Origin of the sequence: Corynebacterium sp. HMSC064E07, from assembly GCF_001815745.1 — a bacterium.
Taxonomy (GTDB): Bacteria; Actinomycetota; Actinomycetes; order Mycobacteriales; family Mycobacteriaceae; genus Corynebacterium; species Corynebacterium jeikeium_D.
This window is the reverse complement of record NZ_KV821813.1, coordinates 112,324-136,216: the sequence shown is the minus strand read 5'-3', so window position 1 is coordinate 136,216 and position 23,893 is coordinate 112,324. Positions and strand designations below refer to the sequence as shown.

The 23,893-nt window shown below is 57.1% G+C and carries 15 protein-coding genes; 8 read left to right on the top strand and 7 right to left on the bottom strand.

Features of this window, described 5'->3' with window-relative positions:
* Window positions 1–323: 323 nt before the first annotated feature.
* From HMPREF3053_RS05045 to HMPREF3053_RS05035, 3 genes are all read right to left on the bottom strand, one after another.
* A complete protein-coding gene (locus tag HMPREF3053_RS05045) occupies window positions 324–3,992 on the bottom strand; it encodes a multifunctional oxoglutarate decarboxylase/oxoglutarate dehydrogenase thiamine pyrophosphate-binding subunit/dihydrolipoyllysine-residue succinyltransferase subunit (RefSeq protein WP_048732838.1) in 3,669 nt (1,222 codons plus the stop codon).
* Between the two features lie 103 nt (window positions 3,993–4,095).
* A complete protein-coding gene (locus HMPREF3053_RS05040; protein WP_246819376.1) occupies window positions 4,096–7,941 on the bottom strand; it encodes an ABC transporter ATP-binding protein in 3,846 nt (1,281 codons plus the stop codon).
* A 91-nt stretch (window positions 7,942–8,032) separates the two neighbouring features.
* Window positions 8,033–8,851 carry a hypothetical protein gene (locus HMPREF3053_RS05035; protein WP_240593319.1) on the bottom strand — a complete coding sequence of 273 codons (819 nt, stop codon included), beginning with the start codon at window positions 8,849–8,851 and terminating at the stop codon, window positions 8,033–8,035.
* Between the two features lie 186 nt (window positions 8,852–9,037).
* Here HMPREF3053_RS05035 and HMPREF3053_RS05030 point away from each other — a divergent pair, with 186 nt between their 5' ends.
* On the top strand, window positions 9,038–9,850 hold the full coding sequence (locus HMPREF3053_RS05030) for a (2Fe-2S)-binding protein (protein WP_070652963.1): 813 nt from the start codon (window positions 9,038–9,040) through the stop codon (window positions 9,848–9,850).
* A 198-nt stretch (window positions 9,851–10,048) separates the two neighbouring features.
* The gene (locus HMPREF3053_RS05025) at window positions 10,049–10,882 is read left to right on the top strand and encodes a hypothetical protein (protein ID WP_048732832.1); all 834 of its coding nucleotides are present in this window, start codon (window positions 10,049–10,051) and stop codon (window positions 10,880–10,882) included.
* A 28-nt stretch (window positions 10,883–10,910) separates the two neighbouring features.
* Here the strand turns inward: HMPREF3053_RS05025 and HMPREF3053_RS05020 are convergent, their stop codons facing one another.
* Entirely contained in the window at window positions 10,911–11,465 is a 555-nt protein-coding gene (locus HMPREF3053_RS05020; protein WP_049194129.1) for a hypothetical protein, read from the bottom strand.
* Window positions 11,466–11,763: 298 nt separating this feature from the next.
* On the opposite strand from HMPREF3053_RS05020, the gene HMPREF3053_RS05015 reads away from it, so the two are divergent.
* From HMPREF3053_RS05015 to HMPREF3053_RS04995, 5 genes are all read left to right on the top strand, one after another.
* Complete coding sequence (locus tag HMPREF3053_RS05015) at window positions 11,764–12,825, top strand: chymotrypsin family serine protease (protein WP_049194128.1); 1,062 nt, start codon at window positions 11,764–11,766, stop codon at window positions 12,823–12,825.
* Between the two features lie 255 nt (window positions 12,826–13,080).
* Window positions 13,081–14,220: a trypsin-like serine protease gene (locus HMPREF3053_RS05010; protein WP_224433197.1), complete on the top strand. Its 1,140-nt coding sequence runs from the start codon at window positions 13,081–13,083 to the stop codon at window positions 14,218–14,220.
* A 150-nt stretch (window positions 14,221–14,370) separates the two neighbouring features.
* A complete protein-coding gene (locus tag HMPREF3053_RS05005; RefSeq protein WP_069358841.1) occupies window positions 14,371–15,756 on the top strand; it encodes a Sau3AI family type II restriction endonuclease in 1,386 nt (461 codons plus the stop codon).
* Window positions 15,757–15,880: 124 nt separating this feature from the next.
* Window positions 15,881–17,164: a DNA (cytosine-5-)-methyltransferase gene (dcm, locus tag HMPREF3053_RS05000; protein WP_069358840.1), complete on the top strand. Its 1,284-nt coding sequence runs from the start codon at window positions 15,881–15,883 to the stop codon at window positions 17,162–17,164.
* A 23-nt stretch (window positions 17,165–17,187) separates the two neighbouring features.
* Window positions 17,188–18,570: an MFS transporter gene (locus tag HMPREF3053_RS04995; RefSeq protein WP_070767375.1), complete on the top strand. Its 1,383-nt coding sequence runs from the start codon at window positions 17,188–17,190 to the stop codon at window positions 18,568–18,570.
* Here the strand turns inward: HMPREF3053_RS04995 and HMPREF3053_RS04990 are convergent.
* Complete coding sequence (locus tag HMPREF3053_RS04990) at window positions 18,567–19,499, bottom strand: bile acid:sodium symporter family protein (RefSeq protein WP_070767374.1); 933 nt, start codon at window positions 19,497–19,499, stop codon at window positions 18,567–18,569. The two genes, HMPREF3053_RS04995 and HMPREF3053_RS04990, sit on opposite strands and share 4 nt — an antisense overlap.
* A 713-nt stretch (window positions 19,500–20,212) precedes the next feature.
* Between HMPREF3053_RS04990 and HMPREF3053_RS04985 the strand changes: the two genes are divergently transcribed.
* The gene (locus HMPREF3053_RS04985) at window positions 20,213–22,387 is read left to right on the top strand and encodes a DEAD/DEAH box helicase (RefSeq protein WP_070767373.1); all 2,175 of its coding nucleotides are present in this window, start codon (window positions 20,213–20,215) and stop codon (window positions 22,385–22,387) included.
* 172 nt (window positions 22,388–22,559) lie between these two features.
* Here HMPREF3053_RS04985 and HMPREF3053_RS04980 read toward each other — a convergent pair whose 3' ends face one another.
* Together HMPREF3053_RS04980 and HMPREF3053_RS04975 are read right to left on the bottom strand one after the other, a co-directional pair.
* Window positions 22,560–23,060, bottom strand: coding sequence for a hypothetical protein (locus HMPREF3053_RS04980; protein ID WP_049172012.1), 501 nt, complete (start codon window positions 23,058–23,060; stop codon window positions 22,560–22,562).
* A gap of 108 nt (window positions 23,061–23,168) precedes the next feature.
* Entirely contained in the window at window positions 23,169–23,810 is a 642-nt protein-coding gene (locus HMPREF3053_RS04975) for an HNH endonuclease family protein (RefSeq protein ID WP_070767372.1), read from the bottom strand.
* Window positions 23,811–23,893: the final 83 nt, after the last annotated feature.

The window sequence follows — 23,893 nt, the reverse complement described above, 5'->3', positions numbered from 1 at the left end:
ATCTGACGCGTATCTGCTGTTGGCTGCCGCCAAGTTTGTTGAATAACCCATGAATGCGGGCTGCAAATGTGAAACTGTGCGAGTTTATGACACTTTCATGCCATTTTTCGGGACATTTTTGTCATAAACGTAGTCAGTAACTCGCATTGAGGACTAAGTAGTAAATGGTGCCGACCCGGTGGCACGCCGACCGGACACGCTTTTTGACTATTCGCCCTTGATGCCTGGCAACGATCGCCCAAGCAACAGGAAAGGGGCTCCAACCGAACGGTTGGAGCCCCTTAGCGTTCACACGCTAACTGGTGAAGACCAGTCAATGAGACCTACTTGAGAGCCTCTTCCAGCAGAGCCTTCTCCTCAATCTGGTGTACCTTAGCCACACCAGTTGCGGTGGAGGACTGTGCACGGCGGGAAACGCGGGTCAGCTTCGGCATATCCGGCAGAACCTCTGGGAGGTTCAGTGCCAGGAACGGCCATGGACCCTGGTTAGCCGGCTCATCCTGAACCCAGCGGACTTCCTCAAGATCCGGGTAGGACTCGAAGATGTCGCGGAGGCGGTTGTGCGGCAGCGGGTGCAGCATCTCCAGGCGAGCGATTGCAAGATCGTCGCGCTTGTCCTTCTTGCGCTTCTTCTCCAGCTCCCAGTAGATCTTGCCGGAGCAGAGCAGCAGGGTCTTGATGCCGGACTTGTCCTTGGACTCGAAGTTCGGGTCATCGATGACCGAGCGGAACTTGTTCGGGTTGGTGAAGTCCTCGACAGCAGACGCTGCCATCTTGTTGCGCAGCATTGACTTCGGCGAGAACACAACCAGCGGACGGTGCAGGTCGGACAGGACGTGGCGACGCAGCAGGTGGAAGTAGTTAGCCGGCTCGGACGGCTGAGCAACGGTGTAGGAGCCCTCGGCTGCGAGCTGCAGGAAGCGCTCGATACGTGCCGAAGAGTGGTCCGGGCCCATGCCCTCGTAGCCGTGCGGCAGCAGCAGGATCAGCTTGGAGGTCTGACCCCACTTGGCCTCGCCGGAGGAAACGTACTGGTCAATGGTGGTCTGAGCGCCGTTGGCGAAGTCACCGAACTGTGCTTCCCAGAACACTGCTGCGTCCGGGTTACCCAGGGTGTAGCCGTACTCGAAGCCCATGCCTGCGTACTCGGTCAGAGCCGAGTTGTAAATCATGAAGCGACCACCGTTCTTGGACTTACCGTAGGCGTCGATCGGGTTGTATTCCGAACCGTCCTCGGAGTCAATCAGAACTGCGTGGCGAGAGGTAAAGGTACCGCGGCGGACATCCTCACCTGCGAAGCGGACGTCGATGCCAGCACCGGTGAAGGAGCCGATTGCCAGCAGCTCGGCCATACCCCAGTCGATGCCACCTTCCTGAGTCATCTCCGCGCGCTTCTTAGCGACCGGCGCAACACGCGGGTGAATCTTGAAGCCCTCAGGGAGGTTGACGTAAGACTGACCAATCTCGACGATTTCAGCCTTGTCGATGCCGGTCTTGAGACCGTGCGGCAGCGGCTGAGAACCGGCGATACCGGTCTGCTCGCCCGGCTTTGCGTCCTGAGCTGCGCGAACCTCGTTGAAGACCGCTTCCATCTGGTCATGGAAGTCTCGGCGTACTGCTTCGTACTCTTCCTCGGAAATGTCACCGCGACCGATGAGGTCCTCGGTGTACTGAGCACGAACGCTTTCCTTCTCGTCGATGATCTTGTACATCAGCGGCTGAGTCATGGACGGGTCATCGGCCTCGTTGTGGCCGCGCTTGCGGTAGCAGACCAGGTCGATGAAGACGTCCTTGCCGTAGCGGTTACGGTACTCAACAGCCAGCTGGCCGACCCAGACGACAGCCTCCGGGTCGTCACCGTTGACGTGGAAGACCGGGCAGCCGTATGCCTTGGCGATGTCGGTTGCGTAGTAGGAGGAACGACCGGAGTCCGGCGAAGTGGTGAAGCCAATCTGATTGTTCACCACGATGTGGACGGTACCGCCGACCTTGTAACCACGCAGGGACATGAGGTTCAGGGTCTCCTGGACAATGCCCAGGCCGGCGAAGGATGCGTCACCGTGCAGCAGCAGCGGCATGACGGAGTAGCCCTCTTCGCCCTTGTTGATCTTGTCCTGGCGTGCACGAGCAAGACCCTCAACGACCGGGTTGACGGCCTCGAGGTGGGACGGGTTCGCAGTCAGGGTGACGTCAATCTCGCCCTCGCCGAACATCTGGATGTGACGGCCAGTAGTACCCAGGTGGTACTTGACGTCACCAGAACCGCCGACCTGTGCCGGGTCGATGTTGCCTTCGAACTCGGTGAAGATCTGGCGCAGTGGCTTGCCGACGATGTTTGCGAGCACATTCAGTCGACCGCGGTGTGGCATACCGATGACGACCTCATCCAGGCCAGCGCCAGCAGCGGTGTCAATGGCGGAGTCCATCAGCGGAATCAGCGACTCTGCGCCCTCAAGGGAGAAGCGCTTCTGGCCGACGTACTTGGTCTGCAGGAAGTTCTCGAATGCCTCAGCGGCGTTCAGCTTCTGCAGGATGTACTTCTGCTCAGCGTGGGACGGCTTTGGCTGGCCGCCCTCAATGCGCTCTTCCAGCCACTCGCGCTCTTCGCGGTCGAGGATGTGAGCGTACTCGGAACCGACCTTGAGGCAGTATGCGTTCTGCAGGCGCGAGAGAACCTCGCGCAGCGTCATCGTCTCCTTGCCGCCGAAACCACCGACGTTGAAGGTACGGTCCAGATCCCACAGGGTCAGACCGTGCTCCTCAATATCGAGGTCAGCGTGGTTCGGAGCGGAATCATTCGGCTGGTCAGAACGCAGCGGGTCGATATCAGCCAGCAAGTGACCGCGGGAGCGGTAGGCCTCAATCAGACGCATAACGCGGGTGTTCTTGTCGATACCCGTGTTCGGCAGATCCTGTGCCCAACGGATTGGGGTGTAGGGGACGCGCATGGTCTGGAAGATGTGGTCCCAGAACTTGTCGTCGACGAGCAGGTTGCTCATCGTGCGCAGGAACTCACCGGACTCTGCACCCTGGATAATGCGGTGATCGTAAGTAGAGGTGATGGTCACCAGCTTGCCGATGCCCATCTCTGCCAGACGGTCAGCGGAAGCACCAGCGAACTCAGCCGGGTAATCCATGGAACCGACACCGATAATCGCGCCCTGGCCCTTGGTCAGGCGCGGGACGGAGTGGCGGGTACCGATGCCGCCCGGGTTGGTCAGGGAAATGGTGACACCCTGGAAGTCCTTACCGGTCAGCTTGCCGTGGCGAGCACGAACGACGATGTCCTCGTAGGCGTCGACGAACTGCTTGAAGGTCAGGGTCTCACACTCGCGGATAGCGGCAACTACGAGCGAGCGAGAGCCGTCCTTAGCTGGCATATCAATAGCCAGGCCGAGGTTAATGTGCTCCGGGGTAACCAGAACTGGCTTGCCGTCAACCACCTTGTAGTTGTTGTTCATGTCCGGGTGGAGCATGACAGCCTTCACCATGGCGTAACCAATGATGTGGGTGAAGGAAATCTTGCCACCGCGGGCGCGTGCCAGATGATTGTTAACCAGGGTGCGGTTTTCAAACATCAGACGTGCCGGCATATCGCGAACCGACGTAGCGGTCGGCATCTCCAGGGAGACATCCATGTTCTTAGCGATAGCCCGTGCGACGCCCTTCAGAGGCTCCTCGCCGGATTCAACAGCCGAAACCTTGGCTGCTGCATCCATTGGGGACTTCTTTGGCTTCGGGGACGCCGGCTTGTTCGGGGTCTTAGTTGGTTCGACCCCCTTGGATTCACGACGTCCGGTTGCCTTAGCTTCCTCCTTCGTGGCTGCTGCTGGCTTTGCCATATTGGAAAGGTCCTCGCCCTTTTGGGACGGGGTGTGGGTTGCGAAGAATTCGCGCCATTCCTGACCCACAGATTGTGGATCCTTCTGGAATTGCTGGTACATCTCGTCGACCAGCCATTCGTTCTGGCCGAAGCTCATGTCGCTGCTCACGGCAGGTACTCGCCTCTTTTCGTCTTAGTTTTACTAACTCACGTTTATTCTAATTAGCGCAAGTGTCAAAGTGTCATTCAAGGATAACGAAAATTCTGAATTACTACACCGTCGCGCTCCCCATATGGTACTTGCTCCAAAGCTCTGCGTATTGGCCACCCGCCGCTAGGAGCTCGTCATGGGAGCCGTCCTCGACAATACGCCCGTGGTCAAGTACCAAAATCCGGTTGGCCCGAGCCGCTGTAGCCAGGCGGTGGGCCACAATAATTGCCGAGCGTTGACGCGACGCACGGTCAGTGGCTTCAAGGATTGCCGACTCTGTTGCAGGGTCGAGTGTCGCGGTGGCTTCGTCGAGAAGCAGCAGTTCAGGACGCATCATTTCGGCACGAGCGAGTGCGATGAGCTGACGCTGTCCGGAGGAGAGCCCTCGGCCATCTGGGCCGACGGGGTGGTGGAAGCCACCGGGCAGGCTGGCAATGGTGCTGAGGGCACCGACGTTTTTCGCGGCCTGCTGAATTTCAGCATGACTGCTGTCCGGTAGACCGTAGGAAATATTTGTTGCTACTGTCCCCGAAAACAGGTGTGATTCTTGGGGGACATAGCCGAGGGTGCGTCGCCAATCGTTAAGAGGGAAGTCGCGGATGTCAGTTTCGGAGGCTCGCACCACACCGTCAACTGGATCGTAGAACCGAGCAAACAACTTAATGATTGTTGATTTTCCGGCGCCCGTGGATCCGACAATTGCGACTGTTTCTCCGGCAGGAATCTGCAAATCGAGAGCATCGAGAACCTGCGGGCGTTCGTGCTCAGAGTCGGCGGCGGAGTAGGAGAAAGTTACCTTGTCTAAGCGCAGGTCGCCAGCAGCTGCGCGGGACGCGCCGTCAGTAGTGCCGTGATCTGGCATGGGGGCGGTCTGTAGGAGGTCATCAATGCGATTGAGGCCGACCTTCGCCTGCTGGTAGCCGTCGAAAACATGGGACAGCTGCTGAATCGGGCCAAAGAGCATTCCTAGGTACAGCGTGAAGGCGACGAGTACGCCGGGCGTCGTGGTTCCCGAAGCAACCTGTTGGGCACCGACAGCCAATACCGCGGCTGTTGCCAACTCAGAGACGAAGTTGATGCCGGGGAAGAATAGAGCCACGGCCAGCTGCGCTCGCTGACGAATTGCGCGGTACTTATCGGATTCCTCGGCAAAGGAAGATTCGATATCGGCGACGCGGTGGTACATCTGAATCTCGCGAAGCCCACCAATGGTCTCCTGAAAATCAGCGTTGACCAAGGAGAGCTGCTCGCGTGCAAACTTGTATAGGCGCGAGGAGATTCGGCGGAATACCAGGGTGGCCACCACAATGATGGGAAGCGATGCCAACGCCACTGCGGCGAGTGACACCTGTGTGGCAAGCAACAGCGCTGTGACACCGAGCAGAGTAAACGCGGCGATTGCCCCTTCTGCCAGTCCCGTTTGCAGGAAAGAGGAGAGCGCATCGATGTCGGTTGTCATCCTCGTCATGATGGCGCCCGAGCGATTGGCCTCGAAGTAGTTAATGCCAAGCGACTGCAGGTGACGGTAGCAACGCACACGCAGGGCATAGAGCAGCCGCTCACCAGTGCGCGCAGTAATAACAGCATTTGTGGCTACGGCAAGCCAACTGATGAGGACCGTCGCCAAGCCACCTGCGGCGCAGGCCCACAGCACGGCCTCATTGTGCTCACTGATGCCGTGGTCAATGGCGTAGCGCACGAGCATGGGGAACGCCAGATCGGCGACGGCAATGAGGGCGAGCAGCGCAATGACACTTATAAATAGGCCACGGACATAGGACAGCAACCGGCGCAGAGAAAAAAGCTCGGAGTTGTCGAGTGCCGCAGCGGGCACACGCGGTTTTTCGGTAGCGGGTGGGAGGTTTCGCACGCGCTCGAGTAGCTCCGGCGTCGCAGGCGCATTGGCGAGAGCCGCCCCCATGCCACCACGACCGCCGCCGCGGCCACCGGGGCCACCGGGTCCACCTGGACCGCCTGGACCTCCTCCGGCTCGGCCAACCCCGCGGCTCATTTGAGAAGTGGCACCTCCGGGAAGCCGCGCAGCGGTGTCTGGCGTGGAGTTGTCGGAGGTTGGCGCGGATTCGTCGGGCCAGAGTTCCTCGGGGCTGGGGTCTTCGCTGTCGATGGGGTCGAGAACAAGGTTTTCGATTTCGGGGTAGGCGCTCTGGTCGATGTCCATCAGCTCGGTGAAGCGCGGATGAGAAGTAATCAGTTCGGCCTTGGTGCCAATGCCGGTGATGGCACCGTCTTCGAAAATGGCGATGTGGTCCGCCTGCTCGAGAGTGGAAGATCGATGCGCCACGATGACGATAGTCGTTTCCGCCAGCTGCGAGGTCAGCGCGTTGAAGATTTCTAACTCTGTTGCAGCATCGATTGCTGAGGTCGCGTCGTCGAGAACCAAAACTCGAGGACGGGCGAGGAATGCCCGTGCTAACGCGACGCGTTGAGCTTGTCCGCCGGAGAGATTATGCCCGCGCTCGCCGATGGCTGTGTCCCACCCCTGAGGCAGATCGTCGACGAAGTTGACCTGGGCGGCGGTCGCTGCGGCGTTAATCTCTTCCTGGGACGCCGCGGGATTGGCGAATGCGATGTTCTCACGCAACGTGCCCGCAAATAGATAAGGAGTGTCCGGAACGACAGTTATAGCGTCATATACGTCGCTGGAGAGAATGCGCGCCGTATCTGTGGATGTGCTGTGGCTGGGCGCATCGATAGTGATAGTTCCCGAATCCGGCAGATAGTGACGGCCGAGTAACTCCGTGGCGATAGTCTTTCCGGACCCCGGTGGGCCAATCAACGCTAAGGTCGCCCCTGGCGCGACGGAGAATGAGACATCGTCGATAAGCGTGCGTCCGCCACGGCTGTGGGTGACGTGGTTGAAGCTGATGCCAACAGGACCGTTGGGGAGGGGGAGCGCGTCGGTGGGTTCGGGGTTGTCTGGTCGGGCGTCGATGACATCGGAAATGCGGTCGATGCTTGCCGACGTCAGCTGTATCGAGATGACCATGTTGGAGACCAGACGCGACAGGGCAGTCAGGCTGGTGAGATACGTGGCAAAAGCTACGAACGTGCCTAGGGTGATGTGTCCGTTAATCGCGAGCCAGCCACCGACCGCGATATTTCCGACGAGGGACAGTTGCGGCAACGACTGCAGCGCCGGTTGGAATCGAGCGCTGAGTTTTGCCGCTCGCAGGCGTAGGGAATAGAGCAGCGACGAGTTACGCTCCATCTTCGCAACTTCGTTGTCACCCTGCGCAAACGCCTTGACAACGCGGATGCCGGAAACGGTTTCCTCGACTTGTCCGGCGATCTCGCCTGCTTGCTGTTGGGCAGCCCAGGTTGCGGCATGGAGTTTGTCACGCGAATTCACCGCAATGTAGACAATCGCTGGCACGACGGCGAGGCCGACCAGTGTCAGGGGCAGCGAGAGGGCGAGCATGATGCCGATAGTGATGAACAGCTTGACGACGGATCCCAGCGTCAACGGCAACATCGCCAGTAGTCCGGACACTGCCTGGAGGTCGGAAATTGACCGTGACACGACCTGGCCGGTGTTGACTCGGTCTTGTGCTGGACCATCGAGGTTTTGTAGGGAGCGAAGGATCTTTAGTCGCAGGTCGTGCTGAACATCAATGGAGAGTTTGCCGGAGAAGAATCTGCGCCCCACCTGGGCGACGAAGCGTACTAACGCGATGGCCAGAAAGACGGAAATGACTGCCTGCAGGGGAGTTAGGGAAGGCAGTAGGCGCGCGGGGACACCGCCATCGGAAGAGCCCGTTGCCACATCAATGGCATCTCTAGTGAGAAGCGGAAGTACGGACTCTAACCCGACAACGATTAGCGCTACAACAATGACACCATAGAGCGGTAGTGGCCTGTGAAGAGACTGTTTCCACAAGAACTTCATGGGAGAGGTTCTGAGGGGTTTGCTCTGGGCCATGGTGGGTACCGCTCTTCCATTGAAAAACGTCGCTGAAGGGTAATCGGGGTAAGAGGAACTACTTATTCTTCTTTTTCTTCGGCCACTTCAGCGCCGAGGGAATAGAGAACCTCGATGACTTTGAGTCCTTCTTCGAGTCCTCAGAGGTGTTGGATTTAGCCGGTAGCTTTCGTTCAAAGCCCGACCAATCCTGGGGAAGCGGGCCCAGAGATGCGCGAGTGGAGCTGATAAGAATGCCACCGAGCTTGCGGTTGGCGGAGGCCCCAACCACGGCGCCAATTCCAAATGGCAAAATCTTACCGATGATGGCCAGGCGAGCGTTCTTCATCAAGCGCTTGCGTGCCTCGCGAATCAGCAGGCGGTTTGCTGCACCCAGCTGCGGAACGCCAAGCCGTGGCAGTAGAGAATTTACGGAAGTTTTGGTCTGCTTCCGCAGCGATTCCTCGCCAAGCAGAGAGGCCATAATAGCTGTCCCCTCAGAACCACTCATGGCCGCAAGAATCAGCGTGCGACGGCGTTGCGGATCGGTGATGTCAATATTGCGCAGGGTTGCTGAGGCCAGTGTGTACCAGGCTGATGCTTCCAGGAACAGCAGCGATTCACCGGTAACCGCAGCCAAGCCCGTAATCATGCCGACGCCGGGAAGAACCGCACTGCCGCCGGCGGCACCACCGGTGCCGGTGACCAGGTTGAGGTAGTGGGAATCAATACGTTCTTGTACCTGCGCCGGAGTTTCATCTTTTTTGCGCTTGTGCAGGGAACTGACGTACCCGGTGATGGCAGACGACTGCCAGCTCATGGTCTTATCCAGGGTTTGGATAAGAAGGGTTCCCAGTTTTCCGGCATCACGTTCGATCGCTTCGGGGGTTGAGTTCACCGCATCAGTTACTGTGCGAGTTGAATCCTTCTTCGTCTTTTGGAACAAAGTAGTAGACCTCCTAAACGGGTCCGTTGAGAGCCATATGCCCATATAAACACTACTGAGCTGTGGGGAAATTCCGTAGTCGGTGGAAAAATAGACAGGTGTACGGCGATTAACACAGTCGATAGAAGGATGAGACTGGTGAACGATGTCACGCGGGGTGCCGCATTGCCTCCCGAGTACTCCCAGCTTTTGGCGGACTTTCCTCGGTTTTCCGCAGATGTCACGCCTCACGACGGCGCTGCGGAGTGGCACCTTTCTACCGAAGCTGTAGCCGCCGGAATTGAGGCTGGGAGAAAGCTGTTTCCCATGCCCGAGGTTGAGGTGGATACCCGTTTCCAGGCCCAGTTGTGGTGGTGGTCCATGTGCGGAGCATTGGTAGGGCCATCGCTGGCATGCGTGTTGGTGTCCGATCGAGTTCCAGTGTGGCAGTGGTCTTCTTGGCTCACATTTCTTCGAGATGACTATTGGGTTGGGTTCCAAGCTCAACAGTTTGAAAGCATCTCCGCTGAGGATGTGGATGAGCTGAAGGATTCCGGCGAAGCACTGGCTCATTTCTTGGAGCCGTTGGCTCAGGTTGTTGGAGAAGTCGGGGAAATCAAGCCTGCCCCTCTTTGGGCCGTGGCTGCCGATGCCGTAGCTAACGCCGCAATATCCGCCGGTAATGAGCTGATGGAGCCCTGGCGTGGAGCGCTTATTGGCAAACATGTCGTTGAGGGAATACAGAGAGTACATCGGGTTCCTCTTCCTCGTTTCATGGATTCCTGCGGAGGCGAGGTGCTCCCCTGGGATGAAGCTGCTGCTGAGGCGGGAGAAGAACCGGACTTCGATGTAGTTACTCACCTGGAGAGAGCTACTTGCTGCATGATTTATCACAGCCCAGATGCCGATCTGTGTGTCTCCTGTCCAAAACGTTCTCGTGAGGAACGCCATCAACTCTGGGCACGCTACTGAGCGCTCTGTTTTCGAGAATCGACAGCTGGCGGCCTGCTCCTCAACCGACCGCGTTGGCGGCTTTGCAGCAGCACGCACGCTGCCGGCGCGATCTTTCGCAGCAATTGCCGGGGGCATGAGCCACCCCATGATTGCGCGTTTGTCGCTACGATTGGCTGCGGGTAGAGGCCAATTATCTTTCAAGGGAGGATTCCACCCATGAGCTTTTTCGAGCAGATTGCTGCGGCACTGGACCGCGAGGGCATTGAAAGCCGTGTCAACGATGACACCCTCTTCGTTCCCATTACCTCTGACCTGGAGGTTCAGTTCGTCACCATTGATGAGGACATCCCGGCTGCCGAAGTTTACGTAGCCGCTGCCGATGTGGATGATGAGGACGATGAGTTCGAAGCTGTTCTGGTCTCCGCTGTATTCTCCGTCGAAGACGCCGTCGCGGCAGTCGCCCACCATGTAGCTACTGACCAGGTTGTTGGCCTGCTGCGCACTCTGCTCGATGGTGATGATGACCGCATTGCTGACCTGGAGTTTGAACAGGACCCCGAAGAGGCAACCTTGGTCACCTCCGAAGTTGGTACCTCCTCGTTGGTTCAGGTTTTGGTAACTGCCCACAACAACGAGCCCAGCGCACACGTCCGCTTCATCTCTCAGGACGCGAACTTGGACGACATTGTCGACCAGGCCATCGCAGAGTTTTGGGACTCGGACACCGAAACGGTTCTCACCGATGATGACCGTCGCAAGATGTTCGCTGACCTCTACTCTGACATCCAGACCTTGCGCAATGAGGTTCTGACGCTGGGCACCTTCAAGGACTTTGACAAGCTGATGGATGTCCTTGCGCTCGTGGTAGACCGCGCAGAGGAATGGGAAGATCAGCTGGCACCCGTCGATGACGGGTACGCGGAGTATATCTACTCTGATCACGTTGCCTCCTTGGACGGGGATGATGATGACGATGACGACGATGATGACCTCTATGACGATGGCGACTATGACGACGAGGACGACGAAGAAGGCGACGACAGCGAGTAGCCGTACTGTGGCAGCACTGTGAACAGTGCTAAGCCGCTGATGGGCGAGAAGAAAAGAGCTCGTTAGGACACGGCAGTGGCCGCGCGTCCCTGGTGCCAATCCAGCTATAACGGCGCCCGGGGAGTGCGAGGTCAGTGCCGTTTTCGTGTATCTTGCTGCAGTCCTGCGCACGATGGAGTGCCTCAGCCACAGCCCGAGTACGTCGGCGGTTTTCTTCCCGCGTCCGATTCGAACCGCCAATTCCGCGGAGGACTACCTCCGATGAGGATTCCACCTTGACGGAAACGGAGTACATGAACATGGGCTCATCCTTCAGGATGAAGTATTCCGCGTGCACGTCGGCAAGCTGAGAGACCAGTGCGCGAGGAAGCGCTATCCGTGACGCGCGGACGGTGACCACAGGCCCGTCGGGAAGCGAGAAGGTGTGATCTAGCGCGCCGGGCGAATGCCTACGGCCGATGGTGGGGTGGCAGAGGATTGTGCGGATGAGGTCGAGGTCTTCGAAACATTCTGCACGGTAGGTAGCGGATAGTCGGGGAAGAGCTAGGCGGCGATGAATGGGAAACTCGTCTGCTGTGTTCATGGCTCACAAGTTATCGAACACCCCGGACTCACATTTTCGAACATATAGAACTAATGTTCGAGATATGTTTAGCATCAATTGGCTACCCAAGTGGGGGTAGTCAATTGGCTAGGTGCCTGGTGTTATTGCAGGGACATGTGGGGTTGTGGAAACGATTCGATAACGACTTTTGTAAAAGTCCAAGAGTCTGAGAAAACGCTATTTCTGGGGGTGGGGTGGTGGATTAGTGTGGGGGATGGTCCTAAAGGAAAACTAAAAATTTGAAAGATTCGTCTCAATGAAGCACGCAAGAAGTCGAATGGCGGTATCGGCTTTCGCAGCACTTTTGTCCTTGGCAGCCCCGGTCGCGGCACATGCTGTCGTGGTTGGCCCGGGTGACCCGATTCGAACTCCCATGGAGGGAAGCCCGTGGGATGGGCACCGAAATGTCAACTCGCCGATGTGTTCGGCGGGTGTTCCTGGGACGGTGACGGACCGCAATGGGGAAAAGCATCGGGTCATGTTGACCGCAGGGCACTGTGTGAATGATGCTCCGGATGTGGGTCTGCCAATCGTTACCGGTGAGGTGTATGTGCCAACCACCGAAGGCGATAAGCGCATTGGTACGACAGGTGCTCACCGTTGGGAAGTGCCGCAGGAAGATGTCGGACTGGAGTCGTTGCCGGCGGCCTTTAATGGTGCAGACTATGGAGTAATCAACCTTGATCCGGACGTAGAAACTACCGGCGCAAGTTACTCCATCGATGAAAATGGTCAGAGCTACGGGGAGCCTGTAGCGATGACTGGCATTCAAGACAATGAAGATCTGCCGCGTGGCGAGGTCTCCTTCGATAATTTTGGCAAACCTATCTGTAAGGACGGCATGCGTACTGGACGTGCCTGTGGCTATCAGGTATTTCGGGCTCGAAACGGCATTTGGACGGTTGGTATTGGCGTTGACCATGGTGACTCCGGCGGAAATGCCTATGATCCGACCACTAACGAAGTTATTGGCGTAAATTCGATGACCTTCGGTCCGGTCTCGCGTGTGATGCCCGCGGATATTGCCATTCAGGAGGCCTACGGCATTCCCGATGGTCAGGTAAATGACCACTTCGAGGTATCGGATTCCACGGCTCAGCGCGACTCCTCCTACCGCACCCTCAATGAGGATATGGCGGCGGATCAGGAGTATGCCCGGGCGCAGGATTCGCAGGCTTCGCAGGAAGCTTCTGTACCGCAGTTAGCTGATCTTGTGGACCAGCTGCCGCAGTCACCGCAGCTCCCTGAACTGCCACAATCGCCCCAATTGCCACAATCGTCACAGCCGTTTGAGCTGCCTCAATTGGCAGAAATTCAGCTTCCAAGCTTTGAGGGCTAGCACCAGTCTGAGAATCTGACAAAAATCACCCCCGAACCGTTAAGAGAGCCAGAATCATCCAAGGCGGATGGTTCTGGCTCTTGCATTGCTGTTGAACAAACCTTTTGATGTGTAATGCGCGTGCCGTGAAGGCGAATGAACGGTTCCTCGACTGAGAATTTCACCCTAGGTTCCATTTTTGGAGAGCTCTGTAAAGGTGTCCCTAATACACTGAGTGGGACAAGTTTTCTGTACAGAAATGGAGTATCGCACACTATGGCCAGTTCAAAGAAGGTCGCCACACTCACGGCTGCACTGTCGGTAGCTGCGGGTGGCTTTGTGCCCGGAATCGCGGTAGCTGAGGCTGCACCGGCAAACTCGGATGTTGTCATCGGCCCGGGCTCGCCGTTGCGAATGCCGTTCCCGAGCAGTAAGAACATCGACGGACGGCATGTTCAGTCCCCGATGTGCTCTCTGGGAGTTCCCGGCACCGTTGTGGATCAGAATGGCGTTTCGCATCGTGTCATCATGACTGCCGGTCACTGTGTTGTGGCGAAGGATACTGAAACCGGCGAAGAGGTCACCGGCCAGTTCTTCATCCCAACCAAGGACGGCGACAAGCTGGTCAACAAGGACTACATGGGCACCGATATCATGCCGGAAGAGGGTGACTTCGACGAAAACACCACTATGCCGGAGTTCTTCAACGACCTCTTCAATAGCGGTGACTACGGCATCATTGAGGTTCAGGACGACATCAAGACCACCTCTATGTCCCACTCTGTTGATGAGTTCGGCAACGTCCACGGCGAGCCGGTTCAGATCGTCGGTATCGAGGACAAGCGCACTCTCGAGCCGATGGAGATTTCTGTCGACAACTTCGGTGAGCCTGTGTGCACCGACGGTTCCCGTACCGGCCGTGGCTGCGGCTTCCAGGTCTTCCGAGTCCGCAATGGTGTCTGGGCTATCGCTCCGATTGACCACGGCGATTCGGGCGGAAACGCTTTCAACCCGGAGACTCGCGAGGCCATTGGCGTTAACTCCATGGGCATCGGCCCGCTGAGTCGCTTCCAGCCGATTGACGTTGCTCTTGAAGAGCAGTACGACATCCCGGACGGCCAGGTCAACGAGCGCTTCAAGGTAGAGACCTCCACTGAACCGCAGTCCGAGTTCCGCACGATTGACGAGGACTCCCAGTACACCAAGCAGCACGTCCCACAGGAAGAGCCGGAGCTGGGCCCGATTGGCGAGCTGCTCCCAGAGGGCGTCGAGGTCCCGCCGGAGATTGCCGACATCATCTCGGAGAGCCCGTCTCTCCCGGAGCTGCCGATTCCGGAGCTGTCGGGTGCGACCGCTCAGGCAACGCAGGCAGCCAGCAACATTTCCTCGCAGGCGAACCTGCCGAGCCTGTTCTAATCAGGTCACCGCAGTCTCGTAGATAGGGCGTTCGCTTTACGACGCTCCGTCCAACCCCCTATTCCGCCATGGTGGCGGGGTAGGGGGTTTGCTTTAGTATTTTGGCCGCAAAATTATATAAGCTAAACGCACCAGCATACGAAAAGAGATATGCAGGAATCGAGTGATGGGACATTTTTTGCTATGAAGAGCTTTTCGACTGAGCTAGGCTATGACGATTCTGATGTGGAGTCAGTTGTAAACTACGCCGAAAAGATAGTCGGAAAATCTCTTCGAGAGGCACTTGGTGTCGAGGATTTGGATGATCCGAGGGTAAAGCGAGGGGCATTCGGTTCCGCGTTAGAGACACTCTATTTCAAGATTCCGGCTAACAGTAATGCAGAAGCAGACTTTACAAAAATAGGCGTCGAACTAAAAAGTACGCCGATGAAATTGACTAAAAAAGGTGATTATTCCGCAAAGGAACGTCTTGTCCTTTCGATGATTGACTACTTTTCACTCCCTGAGGAACAGTGGGTTGAGTCGCATCTGCTGGCCAAGATTAGCCGCATGCTATTAGTGGCATACCTTTTTGAAAAGGATAAGAATCCTGTCGATTACCAGGTTCTTCTCGCGAAGCTTTGGGAACTGTCGCAGGATGACATTGTCCAGCTTCGCAGTGACTGGGAATTGATTCAGGAGAAGGTCCGACGAGGACAAGCGCACACCATTTCATCTGGTGACACGATGTACCTGGAAGCCTGTACTAAGGCAGCGAATAGCACGATTACGCGGAAGCAGCCATTCTCGGATGAGCCGGCGAAGCCTCGGGCATGGGCCTTTAAGCGGAGTTATATTGATGTCATTCTCAACGGCATGCTTAATGCTCAAGAGATTGAACGAAAGCAATCAGAAGCAGATATGGATTTGCTTGGGCTGGTAAAGAAGCGATTCGCGCCGTATATGAATCGTACCCTTACTAGCTTGGCTGAAGGCTTGGGTTACAGTAACACCCGCCTTCCTAAGCATATTGGCAGTCTTATTGTTAAGAGTATTCTCGGTGTGGACAAGGAATCTGAAATTGCTGAGTTTGTAAAAGCTGGGATCGTCCCTAAGGTTATCCGTTTGAAGAGAAATGGAAAGCCCAAGGAATCCCTATCTTTTCCAAGGTTTTCCTACCGTGATTTGGTGGAGCAAGATTTCGAGCAAAGCGAGTTCAGTGAGCAGTTGGCGCAGAAGTACCTTTTTGTTGTCTTCTGCGAAGATGAGTCGAATCTTGGAGAGTTTCGACTAGCGGACGTACTGTTTTGGCAGATGCCTGACTCTGACTTGGTAGAGGCACGTGCATGTTACGACCTGATGCGGGAGCGTGTAATCGACGGGCGCGCTAGCGAGTCGGTTAAGAGTACGGAGAACCGTTGCTGTCACGTTCGGCCGAAGGCTCGAAACAAGGCAGATACAGCTGTTACTCCGCGAGGTGAAACTGTGGTCAAAAAGTCCTTTTGGTTGAACGCGGGGTACGTGGGTGATGAGATCAGTCGGGTTCTAAATTCCTAGAGATTTAGAAATAGTGTTCGAATAAGGCGGCGGTTTTGGTTAACTATCGGCCAGTTTGATCCGGCCTCTGTGTCATGGTTAGAATCACTCTGACGTATCAGAACACAGTAGCGATTGGAGAAACGTGTCTGATAAAACCATTCGCGTAGCCGAATTGTTCGCGGGAGTAGGTGGCTTTCGCCTCGGCTTAGACGGCTATCAGGATCAAAGCGACGGTATAGCATCTCTTCCGGCGGCAGGACCATTTGAGACCGTGTGGGCTAACCAGTGGGAACCACCAGGAACTCCAGCTCGCCAGTTTGCATGGCGCTGTTATGTAAACAGGTTCGGGGAGAACAGCTGTGTGAATGAAGACATCAACGTTGTTCTCGACAATGCGGAAGCCGGGCTGTTCGAAATTCCCGATGTAGACATGGTTGTGGGAGGGTTTCCGTGCCAGGACTACTCAGTTGCCAAACCGCTATCGCAAGCAGGTGGGATTGAAGGGAAAAAAGGTGTCCTCTGGTGGGATATCTACAGGTTCCTTAAGCTAAAGAGCCCCAAGTATGTCTTGTTGGAAAACGTTGATCGATTGCTGAAGAGCCCTGCTACTCAGCGAGGTCGCGACTTTGCAATTATGTTGTCGTGCTTCGGTGACCTCGGCTACTCCGTCGAGTGGAGGGTGATTAATAGTGCTGAGTATGGTTTTCCGCAGCGACGTAAGCGGGTCTACATCTATGCAGTTAAGAATCCCGGCACCTGGGAATTAGAGCAGCGCGCTAAGGATGGCATCATGGCCGCGGCTTTACCAATTGAGGAACCTCTGCATTTCACAGAAGTTGTGATTCCAGAGGATCCATATGAAGCAACAAAGACGTTTTCACTAGGTGCCAAGAAGTCTCCATTCGAAACTGGAGGCATAATGCAGAACTTCAAGGCGCTGACATTTTCTGTGGTTGAGTCCTATGATGGGCCTCGACAAGTTCTTGGGGATGTCCTTGTTGATGAGTCTGCTGTTCCAGATTCTTTCGTCATTCACGCGGATGAAGTTCATAAGTGGGAGTATCTGAAGGGTTCAAAGCGCGAAGAACGAGTCAATAAAAAGACTGGTTTTACGTATTTGTACAGTGAGGGGAGTATGTCCTTCCCGGACTCGACGGAAAAGCCCTCCCGAACGATTTTGACTGGTGAAGGCGGAAAATCGGCCTCCCGTTTCAAGCATGTGGTTAAGGTGGATGGAAGACTGCGTCGTCTAGTTCCAGATGAACTGGATGCTCTGCAAGGATTCCCTAAAGGATGGACGGACACAGGAATGACCGACGGCCATCGTGCCTTTTGCATGGGTAATGCACTAGTAGTTGGAATTCCTCATTTGATTGGCAAAGAGTTGGCCCGGCGAATTGAAAGTGAAATGGGCGACTCTGACTAGAGGTTTTAGAAAGGACCGTTACCTTGTCAGCTTCCCGTTCGCGCGACCTGCTTCGTCGTAAAGCAAAGTGCGAATCTCAGCCGGATATCGCATCGGAGGTGGGAAGCAAACCACAAGGTCGGGATCCTCGGCAGGGTGAATTAGACGGGACTAAACAGCCGATTCCGCGAGAGATTTGGATTCTGGTCAGCGCTGCGTTCATCATTGCGCTGGGCTTCGGTCTGATTGCACCGATCTTGCCGCAGTACGCGCGCAGCTTCGATGTGGGGGTGTTCGCGGCCAGCTTCGTGGTCAGTTCGTTCTCCATTTTCCGGCTAATCTTCGCGCCGGCATCGGGCTCACTGGTAGAGAAGCTCGGATATCGGCGCACGTACCTAACCGGCATCAGTATCGTCGCGTTCTCGACTTTGCTTGTTGGTGTTGCACAGACATATTGGCAACTGCTGGCGTTTCGTGCGCTCGGAGGCATCGGTTCGACGATGTTTACGGTCTCGGCAATGGGGCTGATTGTGCGGATTTCACCGCCGGAGATCCGCGGTAAGAGCTCGGCTGCCTACGGCACAGCCTTCCTGTTGGGCAATGTCTTTGGACCAATCATTGGTGCTGCGATGGGCGCATGGGGCATGAGGGTGCCGTTTTTCATTTACGGTGGCGCGCTGATTGTGGCAACGATTGTGGTCGGCATGTCGCTGAGTGCGGAGCATCTTCGCCACGTAGTGCCCAAGCGCACGACCCCGGTGCTGAAGTTCTCCGAGGCAATCCGTGACTCGGCATATCGAAGCGCGCTAGTCGGAGCCTTCGCCAACGGTTGGTCGAACTTCGGCGTGCGCGTCGCGATTGTCCCGCTGTTCGCCGCGGCAACGTTTTCCCATGTTGGCGCCCCAGAACCGGGCAGCGATGGGGCAGTAGCTGCCACTGCCACAGCTGGTTTCGCGCTGACGGCCTTCGCGCTCGGCAATGTTACGGCACTGCAGTTTTCCGGCCGTCTCTCCGACCGCATTGGCCGTCGTCCACTGCTCATCACAGGCCTGTTAATCAACGGCGTATTCACTGGCGCTATCGGATTTAGCAGCGGCGCCATGCCGCTACTGATTCTCTCCGTCCTCGCGGGCTTCGGCGCTGGCATGATCAATCCATCGCAGCAGGCCGTGCTTGCCGACGTCATCGGCGCCAACCGTCAAGGTGGAAAGGTGCTCGCCAATTTCCAGATGGCTCAGGACTTCGGAGCGATTTCCGGCCCGCTGATTGTCGGCGCAATTGTGGATGCCGCAGGGTTCAAGGCCGGTTTCTTTGTTTGTGGTGTCATTTCGCTGGTCGCAATGGTGGGTTGGATTTTTGGGCGAGAGACTCTACCAGCCCACTCGTCGAACAGCGGGGCCAAAGAAGCCAAAGCGAAAACAGCTTAAGCAGAAGCGGATTCGCTAGTTTCCTTGCCTTCATCGAGCTTTCGGCAAATAGCCACGTAGATTGCGCCAGTGATGTTGTGCACCACAGCGGCCACCGCGCCGGGAAGCGCGGCCTCCGGGGTAAAGAACTTCGCTGCCATACCGGAGGACAGGCCAGCGGATTGCGTACCGACCTCCACGGCCACCGTGCGCTTGCCCGCAGTTGGCATCCCCACCAGCTGGCCTGCAAAGAAGCCGAGCACGTAACCCAGAACGTTGTGGATGATCACAGCCACAAACACAATCAGGCCAATGTTCGCCAGGCTCTCAGCGTTCTTGGCCACGGCACCGAAGACCACGCCACCGATACCGAGAATAGAAATCCACGGCAGGATTGGGAGGATCTTGTTAATAAAGGTATCGGCCACAAAGCGGATAATCAGACCGCCAATCACTGGCAGGAGGACTGTCTGACAGAGGCTCCAGGCCATCCCGAGGCCGTCGACCTCCGTGTGCGCGTCGGCAAGCACGAGCATAAGAAACGGCGTCATAATCGGCGAGACCAGCGTCGACACACTGGTCATGGCGACGGACAGTGCGACATCGCCACGCGACAGGTATGCGATGACATTCGACGAAGTGCCGCCCGGAACAGAGCCCAGCATGAGCAGACCAACAGCGAGTGCCGGGTTGAGGCCGAGGGCTTTCGCCACGGCAATCGCTAGCAGCGGCATGATGACAAACTGAGCAATGACGCCGAAGAGAATCGCCAACGGGCGCTTAGCGACCTGCTTAAAGTCCGGGATGGTCAGGGTGAGGCCCATCGCGAACATGATGATCATCAGGAAGTACGTGATGTAATCCGTCAGCGGAGTAAACGGGGCGGGGAAGAAGAATGCCAGCGCCGAACCCGCCAAAATAAAGCCCGGAAACCCGAGAACTTCAATCATTGCCGAGAGCTTCGACGGCTGTGTATCCGGCTGCCCGCCATTCCCAGAAAACTCGTCGGGATAATGTGGTTTTAGCGGGGACTGCCGGGGCGATGACGGCTGCGGTTCAGATGAATTACTATTGCTGGGCATTTTCGAGCGACCTTGGGTTTATACGTTGTGTAGTTGCAAAAGTCCGCCGAACGGTGGGTGTTCCACGGCGGAAAATAGCTGATATGTGTACAAACTTGTAGGGAAAATGTTAGCCACCTCACCCCAGGAAATTACAAAATAGGCACCCCGAAGTGGGTGCAATGCGCTCGCTTAACGACGGCCCCAGCGCCGGGGCCTCATCCAAGAAATCGACCGCCTAGTGTTGTGACCTTGCGGACAGGAAATGGTTTTTTGACCGACGGTGGCGTAGTCTGGGCAGTCGGTGTGAAATCCTGACGACAATGTCGCAGAGAATCTGGCAGCGGTATAAATTCGCTGGTGAAACGCTTGAAAGTGCATAGTGCATGATGGGCGCCCCTCCTCGGAAGTAAAAGCTGAATTGGGTTTGGGCGCAATTTTTCGAAGTATGTGCAAGAGAAGCGATGTCATCGCAATTCCGACGTGAGAGCACTGAAAAACAAGAACGTAAATTGGGCGGGTCATGTATGTGCGACCCAACTGTGAGTAATCAACTGTTGAATATTGAGTGTGCGGGCGAAAAGGCCCAGGAAGAGCCCCAAATGGCTAATAATGAAATGAATGGCAGCGTCGAGGAAAACCGCGAGGATCAGCGCGAAAACCGCGAGGACGCAATTGTGAAGGCCGAGGATGTAGTGGCCGAGGAAGCACCGGTGGTCGAAGAGAAGGCCGCTGAGGAAAAGACCGAAAAGGCCGAGGTCAAGGAAAAGTCCGAAAAGGCTGAGAAGAAGGCCGAAAAGAACAAAGACGACAACGACGACACCGTCGGCTTCGATGAGCTTGAGCTGCCGGATGACATTGTCAATGCAGTTCGCAAGGTTGGGTTTGAGACTCCGTCCCCAATTCAGGCTGCTACTATCCCGACTCTGATGAGCGGCCGCGACGTCGTCGGCCTGGCTCAGACTGGTACCGGTAAGACCGCGGCGTTTGCGCTGCCGATTCTGGCTCGCATTGATCGCTCCGTCCGCGCACCTCAGGCTCTGGTGCTTGCTCCGACCCGTGAGCTGGCGCTGCAGGTTGCGGACTCCTTCCAGTCGTTTGCTGATCACCTGGGCAAGATTCAGGTCCTGCCAATCTACGGTGGTCAGTCCTATGGAGTGCAGCTGTCGGGTCTGCGCCGAGGTGCGCAGATTATCGTCGGCACGCCTGGTCGTGTCATCGACCACCTGGAGAAGGGCTCGCTGGACATTTCCGACCTGCGTTTCCTGGTGCTGGACGAGGCCGATGAGATGCTGCAGATGGGCTTCCAGGAGGATGTCGAGCGCATTCTTGCCGACACCCCGGATGACAAGCAGGTCGCGCTGTTCTCGGCTACCATGCCGGCTGCGATTCGTCGCCTGTCCAAGCAGTACCTGACGGAGCCGGAAGAGATTACCGTCAAGTCCCAGACTCGCACTGCGGACAACATTCGCCAGCGCTTCCTGATGGTCAGCCACCGCAACAAGCTGGACGCGCTGACCCGCATCCTCGAAGTCGAGGAATTCGAAGCGATGATCATGTTCGTGCGCACCAAGCACGAGACCGAGGAGCTCGCCGAGAAGCTGCGTGCCCGCGGATTCTCCGCTGCTGCCATCAACGGCGACATCCCGCAGACTCTCCGTGAGCGCACGATTGATCAGCTCAAGGACGGTCGCCTGGACATTCTGGTGGCAACCGATGTGGCTGCTCGTGGCCTGGACGTTGACCGCATTTCCCACGTGGTCAACTACGACATTCCGCACGACACCGAGTCCTACGTCCACCGCATCGGTCGTACCGGCCGCGCTGGCCGCTCCGGCGAGGCGCTGCTCTTTGTCACCCCGCGTGAGGGACGCCTGCTGCGCTCGATTGAGCGTGCAACCAAGTCGCAGCTGCACGAGATGAAGCTGCCGACCGTCGATGAGGTCAACGACTCTCGCAAGCAGAAGTTCGCTGATGACTTGACCGAGGCGCTTGCTGATTCGCAGGTTCCGGTCTTCCGTGAGCTCATCGAGGAGTACGCAGAAGAGCACGACACCCCACTGGTTGATATCGCCGCCGCTATCGCTGCGCAGGCACAGTCGGGCGACTTCCTAATGAAGGAGCCGCCGCGTGGCCGTCGTAACGACCGTGACCGTGATCGTTTCGACCGCGACCGCAACCGTGGCCGCGATGGTCGCTCCCGTGGTGAGCGCGGTCAGGGCAAGCGCGCTGACCTGGTCGAGTTCGACCGCGAGGGCACCGCAACCTACCGCATCAGCGTCGGTCGTCGCCAGCACGTCCGCCCGGGTGCCATCGTCGGTGCCATCGCCAACGAGGGTGGCCTGTCCTCCAAGGACTTCGGACACATCGACATCCGTGGCGATCACACTCTGGTCGAACTGCCGGCCAACCTGCCGCAAGAAGTCATCAACAACCTCTCCGATACCCGCATCTCCGGCCAGCTCATTGGACTGAAGCTTGACGACGGCACCTCGGTCGACGACAGCGATAACTACCGCGGTGGCCGTGGTGGCTACCGTGGCGATCGTCGTGATGGCGGCCGCGGTCGCGGAGGATACCGTGGTGGTCGCGGTCGCGATGACCGTCGTGGTGGTGGCCGTGGCCGTGGTGGCTACCGTGGCAACTTCGATGACGGTGACGATTTCGGTGGCCGTGGTCGCGGTCGCGATGACCGTCGTGGTGGCGGTCGCGGCCGTGGTGGCTACCGTGGTGACCGTGATGACCGTCGCGGTGGTTACCGAGGCGGACGCCGCTAAACCTGCTAGGTGAAGTGAGCTGGGCGGTCGTCGTCAGGCGACTACCGACTACCGCCCTTGGCGCTGACCTAGAAAATAAAAAACTGCCGGTGCGCATGTACTTCCAAACCCGATTAGTCGGGCCGAAACGTACAGACGCACCGGCAGATTTGTTGTCTCTGAACGGTGAGCTCTAGATGAAGAACATCAGGATGCCGGCGACAACCCACAGCAGGGAGAAGATGCCGGAGAACATAGCCAGCTGGCCCTTCTGCTTGTCCCAGTCGAGCTCTTCAGCCTTCTTGCGACGCTCGATGAACTCCGGATCGTCAGCATCCTCGTCTTCGTCAGCGATGCCGAGGCCGGCCATCATCAGACGCTGACGCGGAATGACCAGGAAGAACAACAGTGCCCAGGCGATGATAGCCAGCAGAATTGCGGCGTGCATTGCCCCGGACTTCATGTAGGTCGACACATCGGTGAACATGACACCGAAGCCGAGCAGCGGCACGAGCAGCGACCACATGCCGTAGGTGCGCGAAATGGCGTGCATGGTGCGCGCGGCGCCGACCGTTCCAGCCTCTCCGCCGCGGGCTGCAAGCGCGAGCTTCGGGAACATCGAAATTGCGACAGTCACCGGTCCAAGCAGCAGGATTGCCGCCAGGACGTGAACCATAAGAACTACGTTTTGCACGTATTACCTTTCCACGACTGAATGTAGGCCTCGCGTTCAAGCGAGGAGTGGCCTGGATATTTCTTTATTAAGACCAGTCCTTAACTTAACGTGCTCGCACTATTTTCTCTATTTCGTGCCTTTTCTCGCGCGGATTCCACACGCAGCTGCCATCGCCTTCCAGTCTGCCGAGGATACGGGCAGGTCCCATTTAATGGCCACCGCTAAGTAACGATGCGAGTAGTCACACGCCTTTGCATCCTCGGGAAGCCATTCGGCCGGGCTGGCATCTCCTTTATCCCGGTTGACCGCGCTTCGTGTGGGCACGAGGTTGGTCTCGATATCGTTGCCAAATTGCCGACGCCTCTCGGAATCCCAGGCGTAGGCTCCGAAATCCCACGCCGCTGCCAACGGATAAATGTGGTCGATATCGACCTCATGCGCACCAACCGGGTCACCCGTGTAAGGGTCGGGGATTTCGCGCGGGGAGCCGTCGTCAAGCGAACACGCAGAGCCCCCGAACCAGGCCGCCAACACTTTATGGCGTGTATTGCAATCGGCAGAACCTGTCCAGACGTCAAAGCGCTCGCGTTTGTATCCGGTGACGGTGGGGCGGTCGGCGACGACGCGCACGGTGCGCAGTTGCTTGACGACGGCTTCCGTCTCCGACCCCGCGGGGGAGGAGGTGACGAGAACTCGCGTAAGCGCAAAGGATGAGACAAAGGCGGCAGTCAGGGCGGCGGCCAGGATGGCAAATAAAAAAGGGCGCATACCTAGTTGGGCGCGAAAAATACTTTTTCGGTTCCCTTGTAGGTATGCGCCGGGGCTAGCCTGCGGGGCTAGCGGAGGCCAAG

Coding starts and splice junctions, on each gene's coding strand:
- HMPREF3053_RS05025 (WP_048732832.1), top strand. CDS start 10,049: ATGAGCTTTTTCGAGCAGATTGCTGCGGCACTGGACCGCGAGGGCATT.
- HMPREF3053_RS05020 (WP_049194129.1), bottom strand. CDS start 11,465: ATGAACACAGCAGACGAGTTTCCCATTCATCGCCGCCTAGCTCTTCCC.
- HMPREF3053_RS05040 (WP_246819376.1), bottom strand. CDS start 7,941: ATGAAGTTCTTGTGGAAACAGTCTCTTCACAGGCCACTACCGCTCTAT.
- HMPREF3053_RS04975 (WP_070767372.1), bottom strand. CDS start 23,810: ATGCGCCCTTTTTTATTTGCCATCCTGGCCGCCGCCCTGACTGCCGCC.
- HMPREF3053_RS04985 (WP_070767373.1), top strand. CDS start 20,213: ATGGCTAATAATGAAATGAATGGCAGCGTCGAGGAAAACCGCGAGGAT.
- HMPREF3053_RS05015 (WP_049194128.1), top strand. CDS start 11,764: ATGGCGGTATCGGCTTTCGCAGCACTTTTGTCCTTGGCAGCCCCGGTC.
- HMPREF3053_RS05005 (WP_069358841.1), top strand. CDS start 14,371: ATGCAGGAATCGAGTGATGGGACATTTTTTGCTATGAAGAGCTTTTCG.
- HMPREF3053_RS04990 (WP_070767374.1), bottom strand. CDS start 19,499: ATGATTGAAGTTCTCGGGTTTCCGGGCTTTATTTTGGCGGGTTCGGCG.
- HMPREF3053_RS05010 (WP_224433197.1), top strand. CDS start 13,081: ATGGCCAGTTCAAAGAAGGTCGCCACACTCACGGCTGCACTGTCGGTA.